Origin of the sequence: Pseudomonas sp. ES4, from assembly GCF_050586665.1 — a bacterium.
Classification (GTDB): domain Bacteria; phylum Pseudomonadota; class Gammaproteobacteria; order Pseudomonadales; family Pseudomonadaceae; genus Aquipseudomonas; species Aquipseudomonas frederiksbergensis.
Genome location: NZ_JBOBDO010000011.1, coordinates 117,875 through 142,368, shown reverse-complemented (window position 1 = coordinate 142,368; position 24,494 = coordinate 117,875). Strand labels below are relative to the sequence as shown.

The 24,494-nt window shown below is 52.2% G+C and carries 19 protein-coding genes and 3 pseudogenes; 7 read left to right on the top strand and 15 right to left on the bottom strand.

What is annotated here, in order from left to right; genetic code table 11:
* The first annotated feature begins 378 nt into the window (after positions 1-378).
* The 6 genes from ACQ4OB_RS14805 (at position 379) to ACQ4OB_RS14780 (ending at position 6,041) form a co-directional block, all read left to right on the top strand.
* Entirely contained in the window at positions 379-1,881 is a 1,503-nt protein-coding gene (locus ACQ4OB_RS14805) for a hypothetical protein (protein WP_430955944.1), read from the top strand.
* 467 nt (positions 1,882-2,348) lie between these two features.
* Positions 2,349-2,999 carry a hypothetical protein gene (locus ACQ4OB_RS14800; RefSeq protein ID WP_430955943.1) on the top strand — a complete coding sequence of 217 codons (651 nt, stop codon included), beginning with the start codon at positions 2,349-2,351 and terminating at the stop codon, positions 2,997-2,999.
* Between the two features lie 122 nt (positions 3,000-3,121).
* Positions 3,122-3,844, top strand: coding sequence for a hypothetical protein (locus tag ACQ4OB_RS14795; RefSeq protein WP_430955942.1), 723 nt, complete (start codon positions 3,122-3,124; stop codon positions 3,842-3,844).
* Between the two features lie 271 nt (positions 3,845-4,115).
* Entirely contained in the window at positions 4,116-4,751 is a 636-nt protein-coding gene (locus ACQ4OB_RS14790) for a hypothetical protein (protein WP_430955941.1), read from the top strand.
* Between the two features lie 215 nt (positions 4,752-4,966).
* Positions 4,967-5,335 (top strand): hypothetical protein, encoded by a 369-nt coding sequence (locus tag ACQ4OB_RS14785; protein ID WP_313925293.1) that lies wholly within the window; start codon positions 4,967-4,969, stop codon positions 5,333-5,335.
* 88 nt (positions 5,336-5,423) lie between these two features.
* Positions 5,424-6,041, top strand: coding sequence for a hypothetical protein (locus ACQ4OB_RS14780; RefSeq protein WP_430955940.1), 618 nt, complete (start codon positions 5,424-5,426; stop codon positions 6,039-6,041).
* A gap of 201 nt (positions 6,042-6,242) precedes the next feature.
* Here ACQ4OB_RS14780 and ACQ4OB_RS14775 read toward each other — a convergent pair whose 3' ends face one another.
* The 5 genes from ACQ4OB_RS14775 to ACQ4OB_RS14755 all read right to left on the bottom strand — a co-directional run bounded on the left by ACQ4OB_RS14775 (position 6,243) and on the right by ACQ4OB_RS14755 (position 10,406).
* Positions 6,243-6,782: a dCTP deaminase gene (locus tag ACQ4OB_RS14775; protein ID WP_430955939.1), complete on the bottom strand. Its 540-nt coding sequence runs from the start codon at positions 6,780-6,782 to the stop codon at positions 6,243-6,245.
* On the bottom strand, positions 6,779-7,489 hold the full coding sequence (locus ACQ4OB_RS14770; RefSeq protein WP_430955938.1) for a dCTP deaminase domain-containing protein: 711 nt from the start codon (positions 7,487-7,489) through the stop codon (positions 6,779-6,781). Before ACQ4OB_RS14770 ends, ACQ4OB_RS14775 begins: the two co-directional genes overlap by 4 nt.
* Positions 7,489-8,022: a dCTP deaminase gene (locus tag ACQ4OB_RS14765; protein ID WP_313925273.1), complete on the bottom strand. Its 534-nt coding sequence runs from the start codon at positions 8,020-8,022 to the stop codon at positions 7,489-7,491. Before ACQ4OB_RS14765 ends, ACQ4OB_RS14770 begins: the two co-directional genes overlap by 1 nt.
* Before the next feature lie 768 nt (positions 8,023-8,790).
* Positions 8,791-9,738: a hypothetical protein gene (locus ACQ4OB_RS14760; RefSeq protein ID WP_430955937.1), complete on the bottom strand. Its 948-nt coding sequence runs from the start codon at positions 9,736-9,738 to the stop codon at positions 8,791-8,793.
* A gap of 176 nt (positions 9,739-9,914) precedes the next feature.
* Entirely contained in the window at positions 9,915-10,406 is a 492-nt protein-coding gene (locus tag ACQ4OB_RS14755; protein WP_430955936.1) for a hypothetical protein, read from the bottom strand.
* A gap of 80 nt (positions 10,407-10,486) precedes the next feature.
* On the opposite strand from ACQ4OB_RS14755, the pseudogene ACQ4OB_RS14750 reads away from it, so the two are divergent.
* A pseudogene (locus ACQ4OB_RS14750) lies at positions 10,487-10,684 on the top strand (IS5/IS1182 family transposase); the annotation flags it as partial.
* Positions 10,685-10,695: 11 nt separating this feature from the next.
* Here the strand turns inward: ACQ4OB_RS14750 and ACQ4OB_RS14745 are convergent.
* The 10 genes and pseudogenes from ACQ4OB_RS14745 to ACQ4OB_RS14700 form a co-directional block, all read right to left on the bottom strand.
* Positions 10,696-11,610 (bottom strand): hypothetical protein, encoded by a 915-nt coding sequence (locus ACQ4OB_RS14745; RefSeq protein ID WP_430955935.1) that lies wholly within the window; start codon positions 11,608-11,610, stop codon positions 10,696-10,698.
* Positions 11,611-12,082: 472 nt separating this feature from the next.
* Positions 12,083-13,114: pseudogene (locus ACQ4OB_RS14740) on the bottom strand (IS110 family transposase).
* 196 nt (positions 13,115-13,310) lie between these two features.
* A complete protein-coding gene (locus tag ACQ4OB_RS14735) occupies positions 13,311-13,607 on the bottom strand; it encodes a hypothetical protein (RefSeq protein WP_430955934.1) in 297 nt (98 codons plus the stop codon).
* Complete coding sequence (locus tag ACQ4OB_RS14730) at positions 13,604-14,584, bottom strand: integrase domain-containing protein (RefSeq protein WP_430955960.1); 981 nt, start codon at positions 14,582-14,584, stop codon at positions 13,604-13,606. Before ACQ4OB_RS14730 ends, ACQ4OB_RS14735 begins: the two co-directional genes overlap by 4 nt.
* Positions 14,562-14,921, bottom strand: coding sequence for a hypothetical protein (locus tag ACQ4OB_RS14725; RefSeq protein ID WP_430955933.1), 360 nt, complete (start codon positions 14,919-14,921; stop codon positions 14,562-14,564). The genes ACQ4OB_RS14730 and ACQ4OB_RS14725 overlap by 23 nt, the downstream gene beginning before the upstream one ends.
* Complete coding sequence (locus tag ACQ4OB_RS14720) at positions 14,905-16,305, bottom strand: YfjI family protein (RefSeq protein ID WP_430955932.1); 1,401 nt, start codon at positions 16,303-16,305, stop codon at positions 14,905-14,907. Before ACQ4OB_RS14720 ends, ACQ4OB_RS14725 begins: the two co-directional genes overlap by 17 nt.
* 1,039 nt (positions 16,306-17,344) lie before the next feature.
* Positions 17,345-17,434, bottom strand: a pseudogene (locus ACQ4OB_RS14715) (Fic family protein); the annotation flags it as partial.
* Positions 17,435-17,461: 27 nt separating this feature from the next.
* Complete coding sequence (locus ACQ4OB_RS14710; protein WP_430955931.1) at positions 17,462-20,710, bottom strand: type I restriction endonuclease subunit R; 3,249 nt, start codon at positions 20,708-20,710, stop codon at positions 17,462-17,464.
* The gene (locus tag ACQ4OB_RS14705; protein WP_430955930.1) at positions 20,707-22,791 is read right to left on the bottom strand and encodes a DUF262 domain-containing protein; all 2,085 of its coding nucleotides are present in this window, start codon (positions 22,789-22,791) and stop codon (positions 20,707-20,709) included. Before ACQ4OB_RS14705 ends, ACQ4OB_RS14710 begins: the two co-directional genes overlap by 4 nt.
* Complete coding sequence (locus ACQ4OB_RS14700) at positions 22,784-24,394, bottom strand: DUF262 domain-containing protein (RefSeq protein ID WP_430955929.1); 1,611 nt, start codon at positions 24,392-24,394, stop codon at positions 22,784-22,786. Before ACQ4OB_RS14700 ends, ACQ4OB_RS14705 begins: the two co-directional genes overlap by 8 nt.
* Between the last annotated feature and the right edge of the window lie 100 nt (positions 24,395-24,494).

Genomic DNA, 24,494 nt, shown 5'->3' with positions numbered 1-24,494 from the left:
TATGTGGCGGTTGCTGCCGGTAGAGACAGGTCGCTTTGGATCGTACTTTACCTGTCATGGTTACGAAGCCTGCTGATCAAATTCGATGCAAATGACTCGTCAAGTCGAATGCTAACTGGTGTCAGATCCGCGCATTTACCCATAACACGAGTGTCTGCAACTTTTCCACGTCAAAAAGGGGCGGACGCGCGCTCGCATTCCTCCTTGAAAAGCGCTCATTATTCTGGGCAACTGTTTGCTAGCAGTGGAGGCCTCGCTCGTTTTTTGGTCGGTAACAACCCTATCGCGTAAAGCATGACTGACGCTTGCCAAAACGGGTAAAGTGCGGACATCGTTGGTCTTTTTGACTGGACTGGAAAAACTTAGCAGGGAGGCCATATGTTGTTGGAGAAAAGTTTTGCAATTGCGCGTACGGGTGAATTGGTCATTCAATGCATTGAGGCCTGCATCTATCAAAAAATTGATAACGGCTTACGTTTGGATGGTCATGGGATTATTAAAATAAATGGCCTCGGCTCTCTCTATATGGAGTTCGTCTGTTTAAAGTCCGAAAATATCCCCTTTCACTTTGGTGGTGCCGACTTTCCAAAAGATCTTTTTGATCCAAAACAGGAGCTATTCTTTGAGTGCCTGTCCTTGGATGGTGAAAAAATAGAAGCTAGTGGGTTTTCTTTAAATATACGGGAGTTTAATACGCATCGACCCTTCAGGTTTGTAGTCGGGTTCGCCGAAATATATAAGCATGTAAATTTTGACTATCCAAATCAACAGAATAGCTATCTGTATTTTGAAATTAATGAGTTATCCAGGGTTCCAAAAAATAAAGGAAATACCACTACTTCGACGTTAGGTAGTGAGTCTTGGAGTCTTAATCAGACCGTACTTAAGGGCGAAGAATTCGACATATCAATAATTGATCACAAGGGATATGTTGAGGTTTATGCTAATGGCGATTTTGACGTGGACAATCTATTCCTAGCATTAACATTTTATATAGGATTTACATCCGGTACGTCGCCACAAGCATATGCCATGTCTAAAAGGTCTGGGAGAGTATTGACGCACTATATTCGTAGTATACGAAACTCTGTTAGGAGTCAGACCATTCCGTATCCGATACCAGAAAATGTCCTTGTTGATGGTGTGATCAGTTTCAAAAGCCACTATGAGCTGTTTTTTAATATTTGGCATGTTCTGAAGAATCACAATGTGTATTTTGAAAGCACTTACGCACAATGGAAACGAGTGTTTGCGGCATTCAATACGGAAAGTGCATTATCCAACCTTACAATCTCAACTTCTGTTGAAGGTGTGTTGATAGATGTCTTTATGCCTAAGCTTGTAGAAGAAGCCAGGGATGAGGCATACGAAAAAGAGAAACTTGAGATTATAGAAAAACTAAAAGGCTTGGAGATTGATCCCGCAAAACGCAACACGATAATTAAACAGGTCACTGGATGGGGGAATCTTTACGCAGCCAAAGCCTTGGGAATGCTGGTAGATAAAAAACTCATATCGATTGCCGAAAAGAAAGCTTGGGAAAAGTTACGACATGCTGCTGCACATCCAAAATTCACACCTAAAACGACTGAGCGGCAGATCAAAGAGCATCACAGGGTTGCGGGTTGCATAAATTTGTTCAATAAACTTATTTTGAATGTATATTCATATAGTGGTGCTCAGTTCGAGTTCGGTGAAGTAAGAAAGTCAAAAATTGTTGTGCATGATATGGTTGATATTTTAGGGCTAGAAAAACAGAGCCTAATAGATCTAGCGCCAGTCAAGCCTAATATCGAAGCCATGGGCGTGACGGAGCCTGCTGGAGGGCCGATGATTTTTGTTAATAAACTGAAAGAGTTGCTTTCGCGGCTCTTCAAATAGTGGTTATTTGAGGCGAAGCGGAAAGAGCTTTACGTTGTTTTATTGTCTGTGTTTTGACCGGGTGTTGATGCGGCTCTCATAGTCTTGAGTGGAAGATGCCATGGAAGGCGGACGAGCACTATGATTCGACTTTGTCACGGTTGCCCGGTTTGGGTCGTTTTTAGGCTCTTGCCAAGAGCGGACATTCCCAGATCGGAGCGCTTAATCCACACCCGACCATAGACACGCTATCCAAAGATTATGTAGCCTCAGGGAAGGTCTTGTCGCTTCTGCTCAATAGCTAGCTGGCTCGTTTCAAGCGTTTAGCTCAATGGGATCAAAGAGTTACGAATGGATAGGGAAGGTTTTGCGACAGATGTGGCGTAAGCAATTACGCAATAAATGTCGCCTACTTATAGTTATGTGCACCTAGCTAGATTAAGTCGCTTCAATTTTGTTATCAGTACTAAATAAAGGTGATGCTAATAGTGAAAGAAACCCTTGGTAGGTTATATTTGTGGCAAATAGCCCTCAATAGAATCATTGATCTTCTGGCATTTAGGCAACGAGTTGATCGCTTCTGCAACACTGGAAGGCCGCTGCATATTACCGAATTATATGATAATGAGCGCAGAAGATTAAAAACTGGCCTGCGACTTGATGGGGAGGCATTGAATAGCTTCGAAGAAGAACATGGTTCTTTATTTCCTGATATTCATGATACCCAGCTTATTGACGAGCTAATAACTGAAGAAATAATAATTAAATTCTGCACTATTTTTAACGACGGCTATGGGAAAGCAGGGGTTATTGCCACCAACAAGAAACCATTTTGGGAGCCGATTCTCGATGAGATAATTTTAGAGGCATTTTCTGGTGATATTAAAGTCAAGTTTAATGAATTTATAGAAGCTGCCAAAGCATACCGCAACAAGCACGGTGCTCACTTTGATCAAGAAAGCTTTATAATGACGCATGGTGATAAAAAACTCGATGAAGACGGGATTATTTATAGCGTAGGCTGGAGTAGCGCCTTATTGAATTTTGACTGGGGGTTTGTAAGTGACACCATCCCTGTTTTTAATAAGTCCTTAAATGATTATATTAAAAAACTACAAAAAGAAGCTGGCATAATTTAGAAACTAGCTTTGGCACTTAACATTGGTTCAAATCGTTTGCTCCGCTCACTGGGACGGGCTAAAGCCCGTCCCGTGCCCGTTAGCCTAATCGTTATATAGCGACCAAATCCATGGGAGCGGAAATGATCTTAGACTGTTCCGACCAAAACACAGCATGGTCAACTGTCTGTAAAATTTTGAATACAGATAAAACGACTCTTACCTTACTGCTAAAGCCACTCAATCCTTATCAGCATCACACATATAAGCCGGAAGAATATATTTACAAGAAAATTTGCGATGCGCTTGGAAGCTCTAGGTCAGAGATTAAAGCGATGTGGTTTCATGGTACAAGAACTAATAACATAGCCTCCTTCCACACAAGAGGAATCCTTCCTAAGAGCGCAATAAAGAAAGAGACAGAATTAGCTCTAATTTCTCTATCTTCTGGAATAGAGAGGAAAGGAAATAATCAATTCAGCATGTCAATCCAAGGGAAACAAACACCTGCTGACGAAGGGCCTTTTGCTGTCCTTTTTAAAGAGGTAGCGATTCATGCTCCTGGATTCAATCACAGCTACATAGATGTTCCAGAAATGATTGAAGATATCGCAGGAACCTTACTTGGTGAAAATTATGACAAACTTGTCATGCGATACAGATCAATAACAAAGCCATATGTTGTCACCTTCGTAGGAGAGGCCGGGCAACATGAGTTGTCGCTGGCGCTTTGGTATCTTCATTCAATTGCCGATGGTGATCCACCCGTAGAGGCTGCGGACAGGGCAAATACTTGTTTCAATTCTAATGGCATAACGATAGACCCCTTGAGAATTGTTAGGGCTGAACTAATAGACAATGTATAACAATTGGTTAAAATCGCTAACTTCGTTCGCTGGGATTGTCTGAAGCCCGCCCCTTAGCTTAATCGTTAGGTGCTTACGCACATTTTTCTCGGACTGGTTTCCGCTGCACTCCAATCCAGCCACGAATGCGGGCATTAGAGTCCGCTATTGGCCGTTTTCTGCCTGTCGCGAAGGGCAACTGCCAACCCAAAGCGGAAGCTAGGCGTTGAGAAAATAGCTATCACCGCGATATCATCAGCATTTAGGGACAAGCTCGGACAAGGAAATAATTATGGGCAAGAAATTAGTAGGTCTGCTGTTCCTGTTGTGTGGGATTGCAGTCTTCGTTGGTGCTATTGCGGCCGAAATTGCATGGCTGGGATTCTGCTTCGGCACAGTAATCATCGGGATTCTCTTGCTATTCCTGGCTCCGACGATACTTCTATTACCAGTAAATGTTGGCTTTGTGACCGGGATGGCGATCTGGGGGGCCGGGATTGTCCTTATCTCTGGAGAAGATAGGGACGGAAAGGCGCTTGAGGCTAATCGCAGATTCAACTCCCTAGAGCCAGGCGAAGTCGATGATAGAGTCATGTTTTTTGTTCAGTCGCAGATGAGCGAACTCATATCGCGCAAGGAACGGATGGTGATAGATACTGTAGTAATCGCTTATCTCACTGCGGTTGTAAATATCATTACCAGAAAAAATGTCAGCTTGTCAGAGCTGAAACCGATGTGCCATGGACTTTTCCACAAATCCCCCTTCGAAGTTGATACTGGCTTTCGCGAAGCTTTGGATAATAATGCTGAGTACCATGCAAGTGTGCGTAAACTTATGCCACTTGTCCGGGACGAAATCGCAAGCGGGCAAGGAACATTTTTAGCGCAATATATAATCCGGCATAATCATACCGACAAAGCCGTGTAACCATCTTATCGTTCGAATCATCAATATTTTAGGTTCATTTAAAGCTAAATCTGAGCGAGGCGAAGTTTAGCTCGCCTTTTTTATCAGACTACATCCGACCTAAGTCACAGTCCGCTTCTGGCCGTTTTCTACCTGTCGCGACGGACCACAGCCAATAGCAGACGCTCACCGACATTCCGTTTTAGCCGAATCGACGCCCCAGCCCGTTACCGCCATTGCCTGATGCGGCGCAGTTCTATGGGATACGAACGGAGCTCGAGCTTATCAAACGCTATGACCCAAACTTCACCATCCGAGAGCTTGGGCGCCAACTGGTAATCAGCTCCAATACCTGGTTGGTCATCGGGACTGCCGAACAGGTGACTAATCAACTCTCAGAGTTATACGAGGCCGGTGCGGTCGACGGCTACAACTTGATGTTCCCCTTCCTCCCGGTTGACTTTGATCGGTTCACTGAACAAGTCGTCCCTTTGCTTCAAGCGCGCGGCGTCTTTCGTAGCGAGTACGCACCGGGCACGCTGCGGGATCGGCTGAAGCTAAAAAAACCGCACAACAGCTTTGTGGAACAAGATCTCGGTCGATAACATCCATGAACGATCTGGGTTGGCAGTCAGTATTGGCTGCCAATTCTTCTGACGATGCATGGTTTGAATCGACTCGTTAAGGAAATGCGTGGAAAGCCTGGAAAAGCACTGTTTCGCCTGCAAAGAAATCATTCATGTCCATGCGATTCGTTGCCGGCAGTGCGGCCAGCCCCAAGGCTGGCGAAGGTTCGTGAGCTCTCCAACCTCAGTGGTTGCGTTGGTCCTCAGCCTATTATCAATCGCTGCCACAAAACCTGTGGAGCGATTGTTCGATGCTCAGCGAGCAGAACTGCAAATCTCCATCACAGGTGGTGATTACAAAACTGCGCAGCTCATGTTGACCAACAACGGGTCAAAGCCTGCAACTTTAGTTGCCTTCGAAATCACATCGAAAGCCACGACCAATACGAAAACGTGGTTTTTGGTAAGCAATACGGATGGCGAAATTCTGGAACCAGGCAAATCTTACAAAATCAGAGCCTCAACCGATGAGTCTATCCCCAAAATTGTCGAAGCTGAGCGCCGGGCGATTTTGAAGTCTCAGTACGCGCTTGCAGATAATTGCGAGTTAACCGCTAAATACATAGAGGCCACGGGGCAGAAGGTTGTGCGTGTGCAACCGTTCATGTGCGACACACCTCCCGAAAAGGGTGGTCTGCACCCTGGTAAACCCGGCATACCGATCTGGTACCTTGGTCAAGAATGATTTTTTGGGGCCCAGGGCCTTGACGCTGATTAAGCAAGGCAGTGTTCGTTCACCCAATACGTCCCTCGGCCAGTTAAACAACCGGTGTGTATATGGGTGCCCCCGCTGCGTAATACCTTAGCCCTACGCATACGAAGGTAATACTGGAAGCGTTCAATGGACAATCTTCACCCGCTGCGTCGACCGCAGCGGTGAGGCGATCTACTTTCGAAACACTGCGAGGGTCGGTCCTTCTTTGGCAGCATCCATATACCGACCGTGGTATGGCTCAGATGCGGTGCAGCTGCATTTCATCAAATAAAGCTGTGCTATATCGCTGACGGCCGGTATTTCGATCGTCCAAGGCGACATATTGATGATTTCGAGGGTTATGTACCCGTCGAACCCCGGCTCTACCTGACCGTCATTACAGGTTACTTGCACGAACAACCGCGCAAGGGTTCCTTTGGTTTGCACCAAACCAAAATAATCCAACGGTATTTTGTATCGATGTTTACTGCAGGTAATGACTTGCTCACCAGGTTTCAGCACCAAATTTTGCTGAATTTCTTTTTGTTCCGAAAAAACGGTCGAAGGAGCTGGATGCGACCCGTATACGATGCTTTCAGAGACGGGCAAAGGTTTTGGCTCGTAATACGTATGCCCCAATTGAATTTTGAGAGAAAACTCATCAAATAAGGTTTTTTCGCATACAGAATATTGTGCAACAAGGTGTTCTAGATTTTTATCAATGACAATCATTTGGGCTTAACTTCATTCTGCGATGGCTGAGCGCTTTGTTGTGCCTGAGGAGGCTGCGATTGGTGTTCCAGTACCGTCTTGTAATAGATGGCGTACAGTATAAGAGAAGACACCAAGGAGCTTCCGATTAAGTTCAGCGTCCACCCGACCCATATGGTGGGATTGAGCGAAAACCACTTCTTCAATCGCGCGCCCCGCGTGATGGGAAGCGTCGATATTTCACTGCCACGCTTGATGGGGTTCTGGGTGTGCGTCGATTCTGTGGAGAAAAAAATCACAGAGCCCAGCTTTTCGCCTTTGGTCAGGTAGACATTCTTGTTGGTGGTGTTGAATATCCTGAGCTTGAGCTTGCCATCAAATGCAGGTTCGACCTTCGCCGAAGCAACCAGCACCCCGCGTGAAAGAAAAAGACTACCCGTCGGCAGGACGATGCCGTATCGATTGTGCGGCACCTTGATTTCTTCAGCGGCCTCCACCACCACAGAATCGTGGCCCTTGATCGTCATGCCATCGACGATGCGCCACAGGTTCTTGTCGTTGCCAGAATAGTTATCACTCCACCCCTCACCCACGGACAGTTCGAGGGAAAACTCTTCGATTCTCTCGTCCCGCGCATTAGTGAGAATAAGGCTGTTGCTGGAGTACGATGCCGCGTCAAAATCCGTGTGAGATTTCGTTGTACGCCCTTTGATCTGTAACACACTCATCAGATTTGTCCTTCGTCCTTGGGCTGCGAGACGCGGCCACCCTGCCACTGTCCTTTATACCGGCCGATATCCCCGGATACCGCCTGAAAGATGACGTGCGCAAAGCGCGCACCAATCTGAATTTCAAACGCCTCGCTGTGATGGTTGGTGAGCGCGAACGTCATCGGCCCTACATAACCTGGAGGCAGCACACTGGAACTGAACGTTATCCCGCTTCTGAACAGCGTGCTTCTCGGAAAAAAAAGCGCAGCCAGATCTTCCGGAAGATCGAATTCTTCCATGGTGCTCGCCAGATAAGTCTTGCCCGGTTCCATGACGAAGCAGTCATCTGGGTCTGCGAGCATGACCTCGCTGGCAGGGGTGCGTCGCGTAGATTCTCGCAAGCTTCCACCCCCTACTGTCAGGCGAGAGAGGCCTGCGAGTCTGAGGTCAAATCCAACGCCTTCCGGGGTAGTCAACTCACGGTGGGCAAGATGCTTGATTAGTTTTCCATCCCGGACCAGTTTCAGGAGCGAGTGCGGTGAGTAAATCATCTGTTTTGCCTCGGGAAGGGCTCAGTCTCTAGCACTGAGAAATCGCCTACGTTTGCAGGCAAAAAGTCGGATTCAGTCGTTGTGGCCGCATTTTGCGTGTCCTGCGGGCGCAGTAGCAAGGACAAAACCGCGCGACATGCTCAGCGCAGCGCACTTTCACTGCACAGACAGATCCATCGGCGTAGCAAGCCTTCACCGCCACTCTGATCGGTCTCACGTCCGACAAGAGTCGATCACCGAAATACAGCCCACGCCTGTGGCAAAGTTATTCAACATAGGCTCGCCGTCAGGGTGAAATCCTAGGAACTCAACCCCGGCGGCTGCATACCTGGCTTGGCATATCCCCAGTCACGTGCAGTTCATGGGAGATCTGAACCTTGCTTGCCCCGAGCGCACAGCGTCGTCCGTAGTCTCTACTCAGTTACGTACGCAGTAGTACGAATAGCGAGCAAGGTTTTGTGTTAGCGATCTTATCTATGACGCAGATACTTTGAGCACATTCATCGCAGAGCAAGACGCACGGAAATCTGCCAAGGACAAACGGTCAACTGGTCTCGATCAAAGCGATTTTCTGAGTGAAGCTGGAACGGGCCCATTTCAACTCGGTACAAACGAAAGATTCCCGAGAGCAGAGGGGGGCTCCGCTGGAACAGGTGATTTGTAAAAGGTCTCCAGTGTGCAGGCCTGTGGACTTAGATTTGCTCTGGAACTAGTCAATCCCCTGATGGGGAACCACAGCGAGCCATGTATAGAGCGCGTTGTCGGCATTTAAAGGCCAAACGCTTTCCCACCCACTTTCGCAACCCAATCTTCCAACCCCTCTGCGTTACTCGTCAGTCGCCCCATCTGATCCATGCGCACACTCCCCGGCGCCAATACGCCTTTCGCAGGTGAGTGAACATTTACGGATATGTACGCAAAATGCTGCCTATCGAGCAACCATCCCGCTCGCGAAACGCTGATGATAAAGCCGTCACAAGTCCCATCTTCTCCATATTTGTTCAGGGTCGCACGATGTCGCGTCATAAAATCCGTGGCGTAGCCCTGTAGAATTCCTCGAAGAGTTTCCTGATCCCAGGCATACATCATCCGCCCAGGGGGGATGACGAGTTCGTCGATATTCAGTGCAACAATTCCGGGCATCTGAGCCTTGGCGATCTGGCCAACGCCATTTGAAATGCACTTCTCAACGTTATTTTCGGAATAGATCTTTTTGCATGCAACGCCGTAGTCGCCTTGGCCAACATCAGTCACCAGATCGGGCTCGTCGAGGCGTACTTTCATGGCCCCGATCTTGAAATTGGCCATGCATGCTAATTCCCATATCGCATCTTTGCCTTGCGAAAACTTAGCCGAACTGGTGTCCATCTCACTCTTGGCGATGCGATCCAGTGGCACCCTGATCCCTTCTTCATCCGCGAGCCCGATGAACAGCCCCGTCAGGGCGATTACGTATTGAAGATCCATAGCCGTGCGTGTCAGTTTGGTGCGTTTTCTGGTCTCACGCTCAGCCCGGGTGAGCAGTTGATCAAGAGAGTTACCCCTCCTGATCTTGATTTTGTGCCGAAGGAATACGTCGCGCGTATCTTCAATCGATTTGATGATGTCTTCTGGAGTTCGATCGATCCCAGGGGGCACATAGTCATACCGAGTGAAGGCGTTCAAGAATGCGGGAGGTAGATGGATCTTCTCACCATCTTTCAATTTAAATCCCACAGCAGCTCCTTAGGACCGGTTCTGACGGCGGCACTTGGCCTGAGTGAAAACGGATAGAGATTGGCTCTTCGGCGCAGCGGTGTCCTGGCCATGAGCGCGGTAATGACCGCGCAAAAATACGCGGACACATACGTTGCGGCTAAAAGCTCAAAGACGACCTCGCCTCGTATGAACGTCTAATGTGCGTCAGGCTGTACCAGCAGTGCCAGATGCGTGCCCTTGGACGTGGTCATGTCGTGGCGCTGACCAATCGTGATTATCGCCTGTACGAGCTCAGAGAGATCGAGCTTGCGGGCAGGGTCGCGCCGAGTGATGATCAAATCGATTTTGGCCGAGCCATCGGCCCGCACATCCCTGATCAAATAAGTGAACATTTGAACTTGGGCCAGATTGTTTTCACCAGCCTGCATTGTCGCGACATAACCTTCCTGCGCGTAAGAGCTGTATGGGGCATCGTTTTCAACGCGGACTTGAAAAACGTATTGCGGCCCTGGATCAATTGCGGTGTCGATCTCTCCATCGTAGACGACCGTGTTTCCAAGCTTCATCTGCTGATGCATCATCGCTGGGATGTGTGGAAACGATTCGGCATTCTCTGGCTTGGCAGCGGCAATGCTTGCAGTGGCCATCACCCATGCAAAAAGACCAACGGCAATACGTGAACTCATCATTAACATTCCTTTTGGTTGGACCATCTAAATCGACCCCGCGCGCAATCACTTGAGTCGCGCACGACAATCGTTTGTGTACGCAGCACCATCTGATCGTCGCGCACGAGGTGACCAAAGTCGGTTCCGACCGCGATCAACTCAGCTTGATGGCCAAGCAGGCCCGCGAGGCGATGGGGTCAGATAAGTTGTCGGTGGTGGCTGACCGAGGTTACTTCAAAAGCGAACAAATTCTGGCTTGTCACGATGCAGGCATCACCACCTATGCGCCCAAGCCGAAACCTAACGCCTAGCTCACCGGATCGTCAGATACGTCCGAGCTCAGCTTGTCAGGCATTGCCACCTCTTTCAGTTGCCGCAACAACTTAGGTCTGCCAGATATCCCCCTTGGCCCTTCGGTGATCACTAAGTGTTTCTCTGTTTTTTCTTGAAAACACTGAATCAACTGTGCCAAAGTTTTCCCAAAGCAGTTCATTAGGATATTTAGCTCTTTTTCTCGATTATCTAGAAAGGTATCTAGGTAATCTGACGACACTATGTCAATTATCGTATTTAATTGGCGCCCTTCGTTTCCTGCCCAGCGCAAACGAGCATGACTGATATTTTCCAGTTTCAGCTCATCACTGTCGGAGGCATACGTAGCTTCAAACAGGCTTCCGTCAATTACGATTACTGGTAGAGCAATCACTGCCAAAAGATGATCTTCTGGCTTAAATTCATAGTCATCGTAAGTTCTGGTAATATTTAAGCAGTTTGAGACCACTCCTTGGACCGCTTGATAAAACAAATCATTTCCTTTTGAAAAAGCCTGTCTTCCTGAGAATGAAAAACCTTCTTCCCTGAACATGTCTAAGCTTTTAAGCTCTTCACTTCCAGCGGCTACCCAGGCAATAGCTTGCCCCGCAGATGAAGATATTAACTGAGCTGCCAATGCCGACGTTGCAAATCGTTTCTCGTCTTTAAAAAGCACCCAAGGCTTATCTTTACTCCATTTACATTCAACTACATGTTTAATTCGCAGGAACGAACGACCAAGTGGGTAGTTTGCTGTTGCAAGCACATCAACTTCTCTGGCCTTGCCATCTTTATCTTTTGCAAAGTAGCTTTGTTCCACCGAAAATTTTCTTTTCTTAAACTTATGAGCTGTAGAGAACTCCAAGGGGTAGCCTTCCATCTCTACCCATTGTTTTACTTTATCGTCCAAAGCAATCTCCATGAGGTACCTAACTATAAATAGACGACACATTTTGGGTAGTTCTACGCCACTTCTGTCGCACACCATTCCGTATCTACGCGTGACTCCTTCAACTGTCTGGGAGTCGCTCCGGAAGCGCGACAGAAGGGAGGAGAAAAAGCGATATAACCTATGGGCAGATTACGAAGTCGCAAGCGGCGTGTCCACAGTCCGTATATGGACTCCTCCTCATTGCAAGCCCCATTGCTTTGGCGCCCGTGCCGACTGCACACGTATATTCGGCCTCTTAATACGGCATCGTTTCGATGCAGGGCCATGATGGGCTATTCGCGCGCCGGCTCCCGATCGCTTTTTCGTGCTTTTCGCACTTGGACATTCGAGGGTTTTGCCGACGCCGGTTCGACCGGTTTGCCATCGTTCAGGTTGCTTCGCAATCGTGGTTAAGAGTTGTTTCTCTCGTAGAACACGCCGGGTAAATAGATCAGGCCGCTGCCTGATTCGGTTGGTAATCAGTACCGTGACGCAGCATCGCCCAAGCCATGCGTGCAGTTTTGTTGGCCAGCGCAATAGCGGCCACATTGGGATGCGATCGCTCGGCTAAACGAACGGCCCACTGGCTGAGCCGATCCTCTTTGGATTTGGCTGTGCGTAGCGCCGAGCGTGCGCCATGCACCATCAATGTTCGTAGATACGTATCACCGCGCTTGCTGATACCGAGCAGTCGATCCTTACCACCAGAACTGTGTTGCCTCGGTGTCAGTCCCAGCGAGGCGGCAAACTGTCGGCCATTGGCAAACTGACGGGCATCACCGAGAGCGACGACGAGCGCTGTGGCGATCATTGGACCAACACCGCGCAGCTGTTGAAGGCGAACGGCGGACGGCTCGTTTGTCGCGATCGCAGTGATCTCGCCGTCGAGCTTGCATACACGCCCATCCAGCGCACGAAGGTCGTCCCACAAACCATCCAGCAGACGACGAAAGCGTGCCGTCAAACCGTTATCGGCATCCTCTAGCCAGCATGGTGTTGCACGACGCAGCATCAGCAACTCCTTCGGTGCAACGAGACCATACTCGGCGACCAGCCCACGGATCTGATTGGCTTTGGCCGTCCGCTGTTCGATTAAGCCGGACCGGATGCGATGCGTCGCCTGGATATCCTGTTGTTCGATCGTCTTGATGGCGACGAAGCGCATGCTGGGACGGCTCATCGCTTCGCAGATCGCCTCGGCATCGTTCGCGTCGTTCTTGTTGCTTTTGACATAAGGTTTAACGAACTAAGGGGCGATCAGCTTGACTCGAAATCCGAGAGCTTCGAGTTGCCGCGCCCAATGATGGGCCCCACCGCAACTCTCCATGCCGATCTCACAACCAGGTTCGACCTTTTCCAGCACCGTTTGAAGCCAGCGATCACGTGGTAGCCGCTGCCGCCAGATCGGCTTTTCATGACAATCCACGCCATGGATCTGAAACACGTTCTTGGCCAGGTCGACCCCAATTCGCATAAGCTTCATGTGTGGACTCCTTCTCACTGTTGACTGTGGTTCGCACTTTCAGTCTGGCACTCAAGATGCCGAAGTGAGGAGGAGTCCATCCCATTGCTTTTGGCCGTTTTTTGCCATTTCCGTGGTGTTCTTCGAGCAGGTTCATCAGTTCGAGGATGTCCGCGCTGAGATAGATGAAGGCGGACAAGTGGGACTGGAAGGCTGCCTACCTACGACTGCTCGAGCGACCGATCAGCATTTCTCGGTCATTTCCTAATCGTTTCCAGACCAATAGAGCGGTGAGCCGATAGTAATACCGGGTGGTATCGGAGTGGTTTTTCAGGTGCTGAGTGAAAAACCAGCGCACATGCTTGAGCTGCCAGGTCCAGGGATTATCGCGCTGCCATCGCTGTTGAATGGCCGCTTGCATGATTCGGGCTTGCCGTAGGTGACGTTGCTGAGTAGCCTTCGAGCCGGTCAGTACACCGCTCAGGAACAGCGCCATATCAAAGGGCTTGCTCACGCTCGACCTCCAATGTAGGCCGACACTACATTGATCCGGTTATGCCCGAGTTCAGCGCTGATCTGCTGCCGCGCCTGTTGATCAAGGTCGCGGTCAATGCGATAGCAGTGGCCACCATTGACCGGCGCGGCGTGGCCAGTGAGCTGTTCGTAACGCTCGCAGGCGTAGGCTGCTCGCAGTTCATGAAAGCCCTTCAGCCCGTGTTCATGCAGCGTTTTGCGGGCGGGAAGCACGGTCTGTTGCAGGAACGCGGCGTAGCTTTCGTCTCGGGCCAACAAGTTGCGGCTGCGGGGCGGCGATGCATGACGAGCCAACTGCAGTGCCGCCTTCACCTCTTCATTTGCCTCGATCCATCGCGGCGCTGAAGCCCCTGAGCGGCCACCTTTGGTGCCGTCCTGGATGTTGATGCGGCCTAAGTGTTCGGCTTCGCGGTGCAGGCGTGGCAGGTCAGCCAGGATCGCCTCGCGCAGGCGCATACCGGTTGCTCGGGCCCACAGGACAATCGCGACCACCCGCTCGCGATGCTGTTCGCCAAGTACCTCAAGTACTCGCTGTACCTGTTGGCGGTCTTGGCCATCCGGCGCGCGGGTGCGTACGCTCGAGCGCTGCTGTCCTAACGCCTGGCTCGGACTGGCGATCCTCACGTCCTGATCACCGCGCAGCGCGGCGAGGGTGCGGTTGACGCTGCTTAGGCGGTTCTGCGCGGTAGCGATGCAGAGTCCACCTTGCTGGACCTGCTGGCGCAGGTACGCGGCGTAGTCGTGCAGCGTCTCTCGATCGATCAGGCGCGCATCGTTGTAACCGGGGCCGTCCTCTGATCGACACCAACGCACGAACGCTTGCCAGCGATCACTATGCGCTTTGACCGTGGCGAAGTGGCCACCGGCAAACAAATCCTTGAGCGCTTGTGGGCCGGCGTAGCTCAGCTGGCGGCCATAGCCAAAGTTGCGACCCTCACGCCGACCGACCAGGGCCATCGTCATCACCGTTTTCGTTGGTTTGCAGAAAGAGCAGCAAGGCTTTCCAGTGAGGGCTGAGCCTGTCCACCTGCTGCCAGTGTGTCGGGCGGATCAGGAGGGCGTTCTCGTGGTGTTGCAGCAGTGCCCCTTCCTCACGCAGTTGCTCAATCAGCAGGGCGAGGTTGGTAGGCTCCAAGGGTGGTGTGGCGACAGCGGCGACAGTGGCGACAACCCGCGTCGTTTCTGGCCTGGCGCGTGGCGACAGGGTGGCGACAGAGGCGGCGACACGCCGCGATTCTAGTTGCGATCGATGTTGCGCCTGGTAGCGGCGCACCGCGTCATTGAGGCGAAACATGGCGGACCTCGAAAGTTTTTCCGTCGCGGCTGCTCAGCCAGCGATGAGTGATCAGCACGACCAATAAAGAGGCGGTATGGTCAGCGCTCTTGCGGGCAAAACGAGGGCCGTTGCGATTGACGTCGCGAATGGTGAAGTGAGTCCAGCCTTTCTGCACCAGCCAGCGCAGCAGGCGATCTGCCTCTTCGCATCGGCTATTGACCGGCTCCTGTTCGGTCAGGCGCTGGATCTCGGCCAGGTAGTAATCCATCAACGTGGAGGCGCGCTGAATGTGTGCTTCGTCCAACGCACTGGCCTCTTCAACCATGGCCAGCACACCCGCGATACGCAGTACATTCGCCGCGGCCTTGCCCGCGACAGGCTGGATGCCGGCCAGCTCGCCGAACTCGCCAGACTGACATTCGATGGTGTCGTGAATATCAATCCAGGCACGACGGGCACGGGCAGTCAGCTCCAGTGTGGCGGGATTGAGTGAACCATCCTGGTGAATCGACCAGGGCTGTTGCAGCAGGGTGGTGATCCGTTGTTGGTAGCGCTGGACTTTGGCATCCCGGCTCAGGTCAATCGCCTTGTAGAGCCGCTGGCCGACCAGGCGCTCGGGCCAACTGATCAGGCAACGGCCGAGGATGCCTTGGCCATTGATCACCGGGTCTTTGAACAGCTGGTTGGCCAGGTAGGGTTGCAGCATCAGATGTAGACTGAGGCGGCGGTCATAGGCCCGCAGGCTTTCCCCCGCCATGGAGCGCGCCCGGTCGATCGGGCTGCCATCCCACAGTGTCGACAAGGTGGTGATCGCCTTGAGCAGATTCTCTTTGCTCATGGTGCTGCTGCCCAAGAACTGGCCACCTTCATCATTGAACAAGCCCATGCTGGGCAAGCCATTGCACAGACTTTTGACCAGGGCCTCAATGGTGGGCTCGGCAATGATCAGTCTCGGCGGTACGGGCTCGGACAGCTCACCGCCTTTCGCCTCTGCACGCTCCGTTGAGGTTTTGGGTTTGGCCATGATGCTGGTAGCGGCGCGATAGGCTTTGAGCTTTTCCGCATACAGAGTCCACTGCTGTCGTTCCCAGTCGCGCGCCGCTTTCAGTGCCAGATGATCCACCGCGCTTTTGCGATCACCCGAGGACGCCACCGTCAGTAGGTAGAGGGACAATGGATAGGTTCGGCCATCGAGTTCGACATTGGCATGACCCTGACTCACCAGGGCAGCGCTGGCCAGCACCGATTGCGCGGCCATGGCGCAGGGCACGCCGATCACCTCGGCCAGTCGTTCGACCGCAGGGCCCAGCAGATCCCCGAGTGCTTCGACCGGGTAGGGTAGTGGCGCCTGCTGGTATTCCAGCAACGGTTGTGGTGGCTCGAACGCTGCGCACAGTTGCATCGCACTTCTCCTGAGATTATCGACTTCGTCCTCACTCATCCCGCCACGGTTGTTGAGTGTTATCAGGGATCAAGGCCCCTGCGACCTGTGAGGGTTGTCCACTAACGCGGGACTGGCGGCTCCTTACGACCGGGAGCTTGGGCATTTCATGATCTAGCCTCCTGAACACCGATAGTGGTGGGCGGGTGGAGGCTGCACTGGCTGACGAGACCGGTGCCGCGAGATCCTGAGTCAGGTGAAGGCAGCGAGGTGATGACCGGGGCATGCCTGACTGTCAGTCAGGTGCAGTCCATTTCTTGGGCTGCGGCACCATCATTGGCATCGCTGTGGCGAGTGAGCATTCGGTGTTTGTCACGCCGATTGTCACGAGGGGGGAAAGCCGCAAACCCGTGCGAGCAGGGCTGCAGCAGTGTGAAATGCGCCCGTCTCTTTAGGGGGCAAAGAGACGGGCACAGGTTGGCGCAAGAAATGGCCAAGCGGATAAGTTGCTGCAGAGCAACCAGGAGGGGGCATCAGTTGCCGCAGTGGGCATTCTGGAAGAAGTGGCATCCATCACATGGGTAGTGACCGTGCGAGCTGCCGGACGCTAATCGCACTTGGGGAGAACCACCACGGCGTGGCGTAGCCTCAAAGGTTCTGGCTACCTGGGTGCTGTCGAGGACAGCGCTGGTACGGTTCTGGTGTAACGCTCGTTCTGCTCGCGGTCAACAGCATTTTTGGGGCGACTCTTGCGCCAATCGGTAGTGCTGGAAGACCTTGGAAAACGGTGGCATTACATGGCCGGGTGATCGTTCGTCGGTTTTTAATGTGAGCCTGCGTAATTGCATGGACTTGACCATTTGCATTGTCACTGACCAGTCGAATTGCATTCAACCTGACCAGCACACGCCGTAGTGACGACCGGCGGAGAACGGCCACAAGCGGTCATTCCTGACCGCTTGCAAGCGGCCTTACGATTGCACTGCATGGGGTGCTGGCCTGACGCCTGTGCACGATGCCCTGCAACCAGGAATCACTCCCTGTTCAGCACATCGATGATACCCATGCGCCCATTGCCAGCGGCAAAGGGGTGAATAAACCCAAACTCGTAGTGAAACACGCAACTGGCTATCAACGGGTGCTGGTCCGTCGCCTCTACGCGAAGCGCAAAGAACCATCACTCCGCCAGCTTGAGCAAATCAAACACCACCCGCGCAAATTTGTGGGCCTTACTCGGGTCAGATAGCAGCTGCATCATCTGGTTCTGGTGGGCACCGCCGCTGTCCATGATCGCGTCATCGACAGCGCTGGCGAAATTACCCAGCAGTGCTTGCTCAGCCGTATTGTTGGCCAGTTGCTGCATGACCAAGTGGTTTTCACTGACCTTATCCCGGATGGTGTAGGCGTAATTCACCATATCTTTGTCGGTCAGCTCATCGGTGACAAATAGCTCGTTGAGCCGTTCGATAATCTGCGAGAGCAGCTCTTCTTTTTTGTCTTTGGCCGTGGCGGAGCCAAGCCCCTCACCCGGCACCAATTTATAGTCGGGCGCGTCTTCTTTTAGCTTGAGGTCTTGCTGGCGTATTTTCGACACTCGGTAATGGCTAAGCACGATGCTATCGAGGTCAATATCATCCTCATCCACCGCGCTTTCGCGCAGCATTGGGCTGAGGTTGCGCGCGTACAGGCTGAGTTTTTCCAGCTGCTTGTCGTCGTAATCGACGATCTGCGACATGAACTCATAAAAGCGCACAAAGGTACCCAGATCCTTTTTGAAGATATCCAGGGCGTCCTTGGCTTGTTTACATTCCTTCAGGTCGTTTTCAGCGTTGGCGATCAACACCGCATCGCCGGTCTTTTTAATCCGAGCAAAAATATCTTTCGAGTGGGCGTAGGCGTCAACCGCCAGCTTGTAGCTTTTCGTCCAGCGCTCCACCGCTGGTTTACAAATATTGGCAATTGCCGCGTTACTTTTGTTTTTGACGAAGAAGGCCGAGCAGAACTGCTCAACCTCGCTCGACTTATAAATGCCCGCCGCGTTGAGCTTCTCAAATAGGTCGAAGATCAAGTCTGGGTTGGACACATCCGCCAGCTCTGCCGTCTGAAAATACGGCTGAAACGAATCGAGAATTTCCTGCGGCTCATTGAAGAAATCCAAGATGAAGGTGCCGACTTCTGCCTTGCCCGGATAGGTGCGATTCAAGCGCGACAAGGTCTGCACGCACTCGACACCGCCAAGCTTTTTGTCCACATACATGGCGCACAGCTTTGGCTGGTCGAAGCCGGTCTGAAACTTGTTGGCGACGATCATCACTTGATAATCGTCGCTATCAAAGGCTTTGCGCATGTCGCGGCCTTTGAGGTTGGGGTTCATGTTGCTCTCAGTGTATTTGTTGCCCAGCAGCGCCACTGAGTTGGGGTCTTTCTCGACGAATTCCACCTCACCGGAGAACGCCACCATGGCATGGATCTTCTGGTAGTCCTGCTCGATGATGTACTTGTCGAAACACAGCTTGTAGCGCACCGCTTCTTTGCGCGAGCTGGTGACCACCATGGCTTTGGCTTGCCCACCCAGCAGGCCCATGACGTTGCTGCGAAAGTGCTCAACGATCACCTGCACCTTCTGCGCGATGTTGTACTCGTGCAGGCGCACCCACTGGTTGAGCTTGACCTTGGCCTTTTTGCTTTCGACCTCCTGATCGGCCTTATCGATTTTTTGCGCCAGGTTGTAGGCCACTTTGTAATTGGTGTAGTTCTTCAGCACATCGAGAATAAAGCCCTCTTCGATGGCCTGACGCATGCTGTACACATGGTAGGCCTCGGGCTTATTGGTTTTCGACGGTTGTTCGGCGGGCTTGGGTAAACGGCCAAACAACTCCAACGTTTTGGTTTTTGGCGTGGCGGTGAAGGCAAAGTAGCTGAGGTTTTTCGAGGCTTTGCGTGAGGCCACGGCGGCATCGAGAATGTCCTCAGAGCTGAGTTCATCCTCACCATCGGCCCTGGCCTCGATCATCAGTACTTCTTTCAGTTGCCGTGCGGTCGAGCCGGTTTGCGAGGAGTGGGCTTCGTCGGCAATGATCGCGTAGCTGCGGGTTTTCAGACTGACGCTGTTTTCGATGGCACGCAGCACGTACGGAAAGGTCTGGATGGTGACGATAATAATCGGCTGGGAGTTTTCCAAGGCGCTGGCGAGCTTCTCCGACTTGGAACCGTCGCCCTCCTTGTTATTGATCCGCCCTACAGCGCCATCGACGTGTTCAAACTGATTGATGGTGTCTTGCAGCTGGTCGTCCAGCACGGTGCGGTCGGTCACCACGATTACCGAGTTGAACTGCTTGCTGCCCTGCGCATTGTAGATCGACGACAGCTGGTGGGCGACCCAGGCAATCGAGTTGGACTTACCCGACCCTGCGCTGTGCTGGATCAGGTACTTATGCCCTGGGCCTTCGGTGCGCGCCGCGTTAACCAGTTTATTCACCACATCCCACTGGTGATAACGCGGGAAGATCAGGCTTTCTTTTTTGTATTTACGGCCTTCCCAGTCTTCTTTCTCTTCGATTTGCAGGTGCACAAAGTAGCCGAGAATCGCCAGCAAGTTGCTCGGCAGCAACACCTCGTTCCACAGGTAATCGGTGGCGTACTGATTGAGGTCGGCCGGCACATCGTTACCGGCACCGCCCGCCGTGGTGCCTTTGTTAAACGGCAAGAAGTAAGTAGCCGCGCCCTCCAGCCGCGTGGCCATATAGACCTCGTACTGGCTGACGGCAAAGTGCACCAGCGCGCCGCGTTTAAAAGTCAGCAGCGGCTCGGGTTTTTTGGTGGTGGGGTCGATGGCAAAACGGGTGGTCTTGTACTGCTTAATGGCGTTCTGTACGGCCTGTTTAAATTCGGACTTCAGCTCAAGCGTGGCCACCGGCAAGCCGTTAACAAACAACACCAAGTCAATCCGCCAAGCTTTGGCTTTGCTGCCAGTCAGCTCTAAGTGCTCTTGGCTGGCCCAAGGTGAATACACCACCTCCGGCACCACCCGGCAGCGATTCTTGGCGTAGCGCGCCAAGGTATCTGGGTTCAGATCATGCTCGGGCTTGAACTGACACAGGCTAAAACGTGTACCACGATGCCGCAGTTCATGTCGTAACACCCCCAGGGTGCCGAAGGTGCGCATGTCTTTACTGGCGGCATTCGGGTCGGTTTTATTCAGCTGGCTGGCGACCCGTTCCAGAAAGTGCTGCTCGGGGTTGCTGGGGTACAACGCGCAGAATTTATGCCACTGCTCATGCTGGGTTTCTTTAACAAAACCCAGCAAGTCTTCTGGGTACAGGGCCAATTCACGGTTGTAGTGTTCTGCCTTGCCCAGCAACCAGCCGTTGGCGAGCAAGTGTTTAAGCATGTCGTTCTGAAAGGTCAGCTCGCCGGCCTTGCTCATGCGGTCGCTCCTTGCGTTAGCTGCGGATGTGCAGCGATCAAAATTTCCATCATGGCCGCCTCATGTTCATCCATGGCGGCATCGTTCCAAACCCACTCAGAGCCGTGATCGGCTGAAAATACATGCGCCAATTTCAACGATTGAATAAGCTCACGCTCAAGGCTCGCCTGAAATGCGCCCCTTTTCTCGACTGGGTCTTTATCGCTGTAACTGGAGTTCTCGCCAATAGACAGCAAGGCCAGGTTCCCAAAGCGATCCAGCTGCGTAATTTTGCCGGTATTCTTGCTTTGCGGGCTAACGTGCTCAACCGAGGTCACATGGCGCATGCGGTAAGTGCCCTTGCTGTTCAATAGTGCGGGCTTCGATGCTTTATCGCTAGCATCCTCGGAGTTAAACCACTTCTCCCACAGCAAATACTCCAGCTTGTAAAACCAGTAATGCGCAGTGTCGGTGCCTAAGCCGTTAACCTCCTGATCGGTATCATTCGGCTTTGCAGCATCCGGATCAGCAAGCCCCAGCACCACATACAAGCTCATACCCTTTAGCACAGATTGCGCATAGCCTGCGTCTTGCTGCTTTAACGCGTAAAGCATTGCGCCGGCCCTATCCAGATCTGTCTCTGGCTTGTACAAATCCTTGAGCGCTTGCGTCAGCCAAGGTGCGCGGGTTAGATCTTGGCTGAAATACATCATGCTTTGCAGCATGCTGATCGAATCCCACTCTTTACCCGTGCGCCTGGCACGGCCCTTCTTGCCGGGATCACCCGAAAAAGCCGAGGCTATCTCCCAGCGCACCGCTGCATGACTGCCCTCATCGACATGGCCTTTAATCATAAAGTTGTCCATGAGCAGGCGGCAGCGCAGTAGGCAATGGATAAAGGCTTTGCACTGGTCTTTGTCCGCCAGTGGCTTTCGCTCGACCCCAGCGCGAAAGTGCTTATCAAACTCAGCAATCAGCTTTTTATGATCGACTGACACCTGGGCCCCCGCACTGTCTGTGCCGAGAAACACCCGCAACACATGCAGCAAAAACACCGGAAAACTGACCAGGCTTTTATGCCCCACGGATACCTTGTCAATGGTACTGACCGTATTGGCTTTCAGGCCTTCGCCGCCAAGTATGTCCTTTAGCGTCCGCGCTGCGCCTTCGCCAGTGCCCTTTTCCCCCAACGCCTTGGCATGTACTCCACTCAATAGCGGAGTGTCGATATTCGTAGCGCCTCGCCCATAGTCGAGTTCGGCCTGCACGCTGCCTTTCACATAACCGTTGATATCGGCGCACAGGTCCCACGCCCAGGCGTAAACCTGCCGCTCGTTTTCTGGCATACCGTTGAGCAAGCGCGCCTTGAGAATTTCATGCTTTTCCAACTGCACACCGCGACTGTTCATGCTGTCGAAGAACCGATTTTTGTCGGTGTTACTGTGCAGCTGGCCAATAACGAAGGTGGCCTTGGACCATAAATAGCCACTGAATGCCTGCAACTCTGAAGCCGCTGTCGGCTCATGCCCAACTTGCGGCTGCTTGGCGAGCTTTTTGATGAAGTTGATGATCGTTTTGCGGGCAACAATCATCGCCTCATTTTTTAGCCAGCCATTGCATTCAGCGCGACCACAGCCACACTGCCAATGGTTCATAAAGCCTGCTAACGCCTTTTTGTCTTGCTCGCGACCAGAAAAATCCAGGCGAGGGATTGCCGATTGTCCGGTTCCAACCGCCATAAACGCCTGCCACTGCTGTTTCGACTCAGTACTTAGATCAGACGCACTCACTAGCACTGAGGCAATCAGCCATAAGGTGGTCATGCGCTGCTGGCCGTCGATCAGTTCCAGGCTGCCATCGTCAAGCTTAGGGCTAACGACCACCGCGCCGATAAAATACTCAGCCGCGGCCTGTTGCTGGCAAGCCTCCCATAAATCGGTGAGTAAACAGTCGACGTGCTGCGCTTCCCAGGTGTACAGACGCTGGTAAATCGGGATCAAGAAAGGCTTGTCTAGCGCAGGAATATTGTTATCGCTGCCGCCACTGACGATGCGCTCTGCACTGTACTTATTTGCCGTCAGTTCATGACCGGGGCTAGGCATGGTGTTCATCCTTGAAAAACGTACTGTACAGAACCGTGGCGAGTGCGCTGCGATGCTCTGCATGTGCGCCCTTGCCTGCTGAGTAGTGGTTTTTGAACGTTTTGATATACCGATGTATCACGGGCCGCTTTTGGGTTTTTATGACTTTTTCGGGGCCAAACTGCTCAAGCACTTGAGCCTGCTTGCCACTCAGCTTTTTTATCAAAGCTAAGGCCTGCAGCGAGGACGGGCACTGCAGCAAGTCGGCAAAAACATGCCTTTCAGAAAAGTGATTTTCTACGGTACTGCGGAACAATGGGGCTTCGCTAATGCGCAGGCTGAACACGTATTGATCGGCCAGCGCAGCAAAGGCGGCAAAGCGCTCATCCTCAGCAAAGCGATCCAGATAGAACACCAGCATCGCCAGCCATATTTCAATTAGCAGTGCATAGCCAGCACCTTGTCCTTGTTCAACTAGGCGGTGCAGTTGCAGTAAGCGCCCGTGTTCCGTGGTGGGCTCTGCCGATTCGACGGTTTTTTGCTCGCACGCAGTAATATCCAGCGGGAAATACTGCTTATACAGCTCGGTGTATTTACCAATATAAAAAAAGAACTGTTCTCCACCCAATAGCGGCTGATTCAACTGAAGCGGCAAACGCGTGAGGTTGCGCTCTTCCACGGCAATCTGTTGGCCCTGCACACTCACTTGTGTGGTGAATGTGAACGCATCAACCCCGTCTTTAGCCTCATAACCCACCTCCCAGTCGCGATAAAAATTCACCGCCGTGGGTGGCGAAAGTTGAATCGTCTTGGGGCTGCAAACGGTGGACTTCAGATCAGGCTTGGGCAGCTGTACCGCGAATTCCTTGACCAATAGCAAGTGGTCAACTTTTTTCCCGCGTTGGCGCATGCGTGTACGCGCCAGAATTTGTTCGGTTAAAAAATACGCCAAACGTTGGCCGTTACCGACCTTTTGCTGCTCATAAGCCTCCCACAGGTGCGAGCAACCAATACCGACGCTGTCGTCGGAAACCACCGCGCGCAAGTGCCGGGCCTTGAGTAGGTCAAAGTCGCTGAGGCGTTTGCCAGAGGTGTTTTGGCTATCGAAAAAAGCAAAGGCTTGATCAATCGAGGCGATGCTAATCACCACAAATTGCAGCTTCTTCAGTAGCTCTTGCTTGCCGGCTTGCAGCTTGATACCGGGCTCAGTCGACAGGTAACGCTTAATGTGCGCAAAGTTAGCCGCCAAGCTCTGCTGCGACTGGCTGTCGGTAAACTGCGCTTGCAGCAATTTTTCGACTGCTGGCTCACTCTGCCCCAGCGCATGCAGCAGCAACACCAGCGTTAGACAACGCTGCTGGCCATCGACCAAATAATCCTTAGTAGCCGTAGTTTCATCTGTTTCTTGATGCAGGATCAGGGTGCCGAGAAACAGCGGCGCTGGCGGAGCATCAGGCTTGCCTGCTTCGGCGGATTTGAACTGCTGGTCGATGTCCGCCAACAACAACGCCACCTGCTCTGGCCCCCAACAATAGCGGCGTTGGTACTCGGGGATGGCCAAGGGGCGCTGGATTAATTCGTCCAGCGTCTGTGTGGCAACAGTTACCGCATCTGCGCCGTTCACGCTGCCCACGCTTTGCCCAGCAGCCAGCCGTTAGCCAGCAAGTGTTTAAGCATGTCGTTTTGAAAGGTCAGCTCGTTGGCCTTAGCGCCAGCCAATCCAT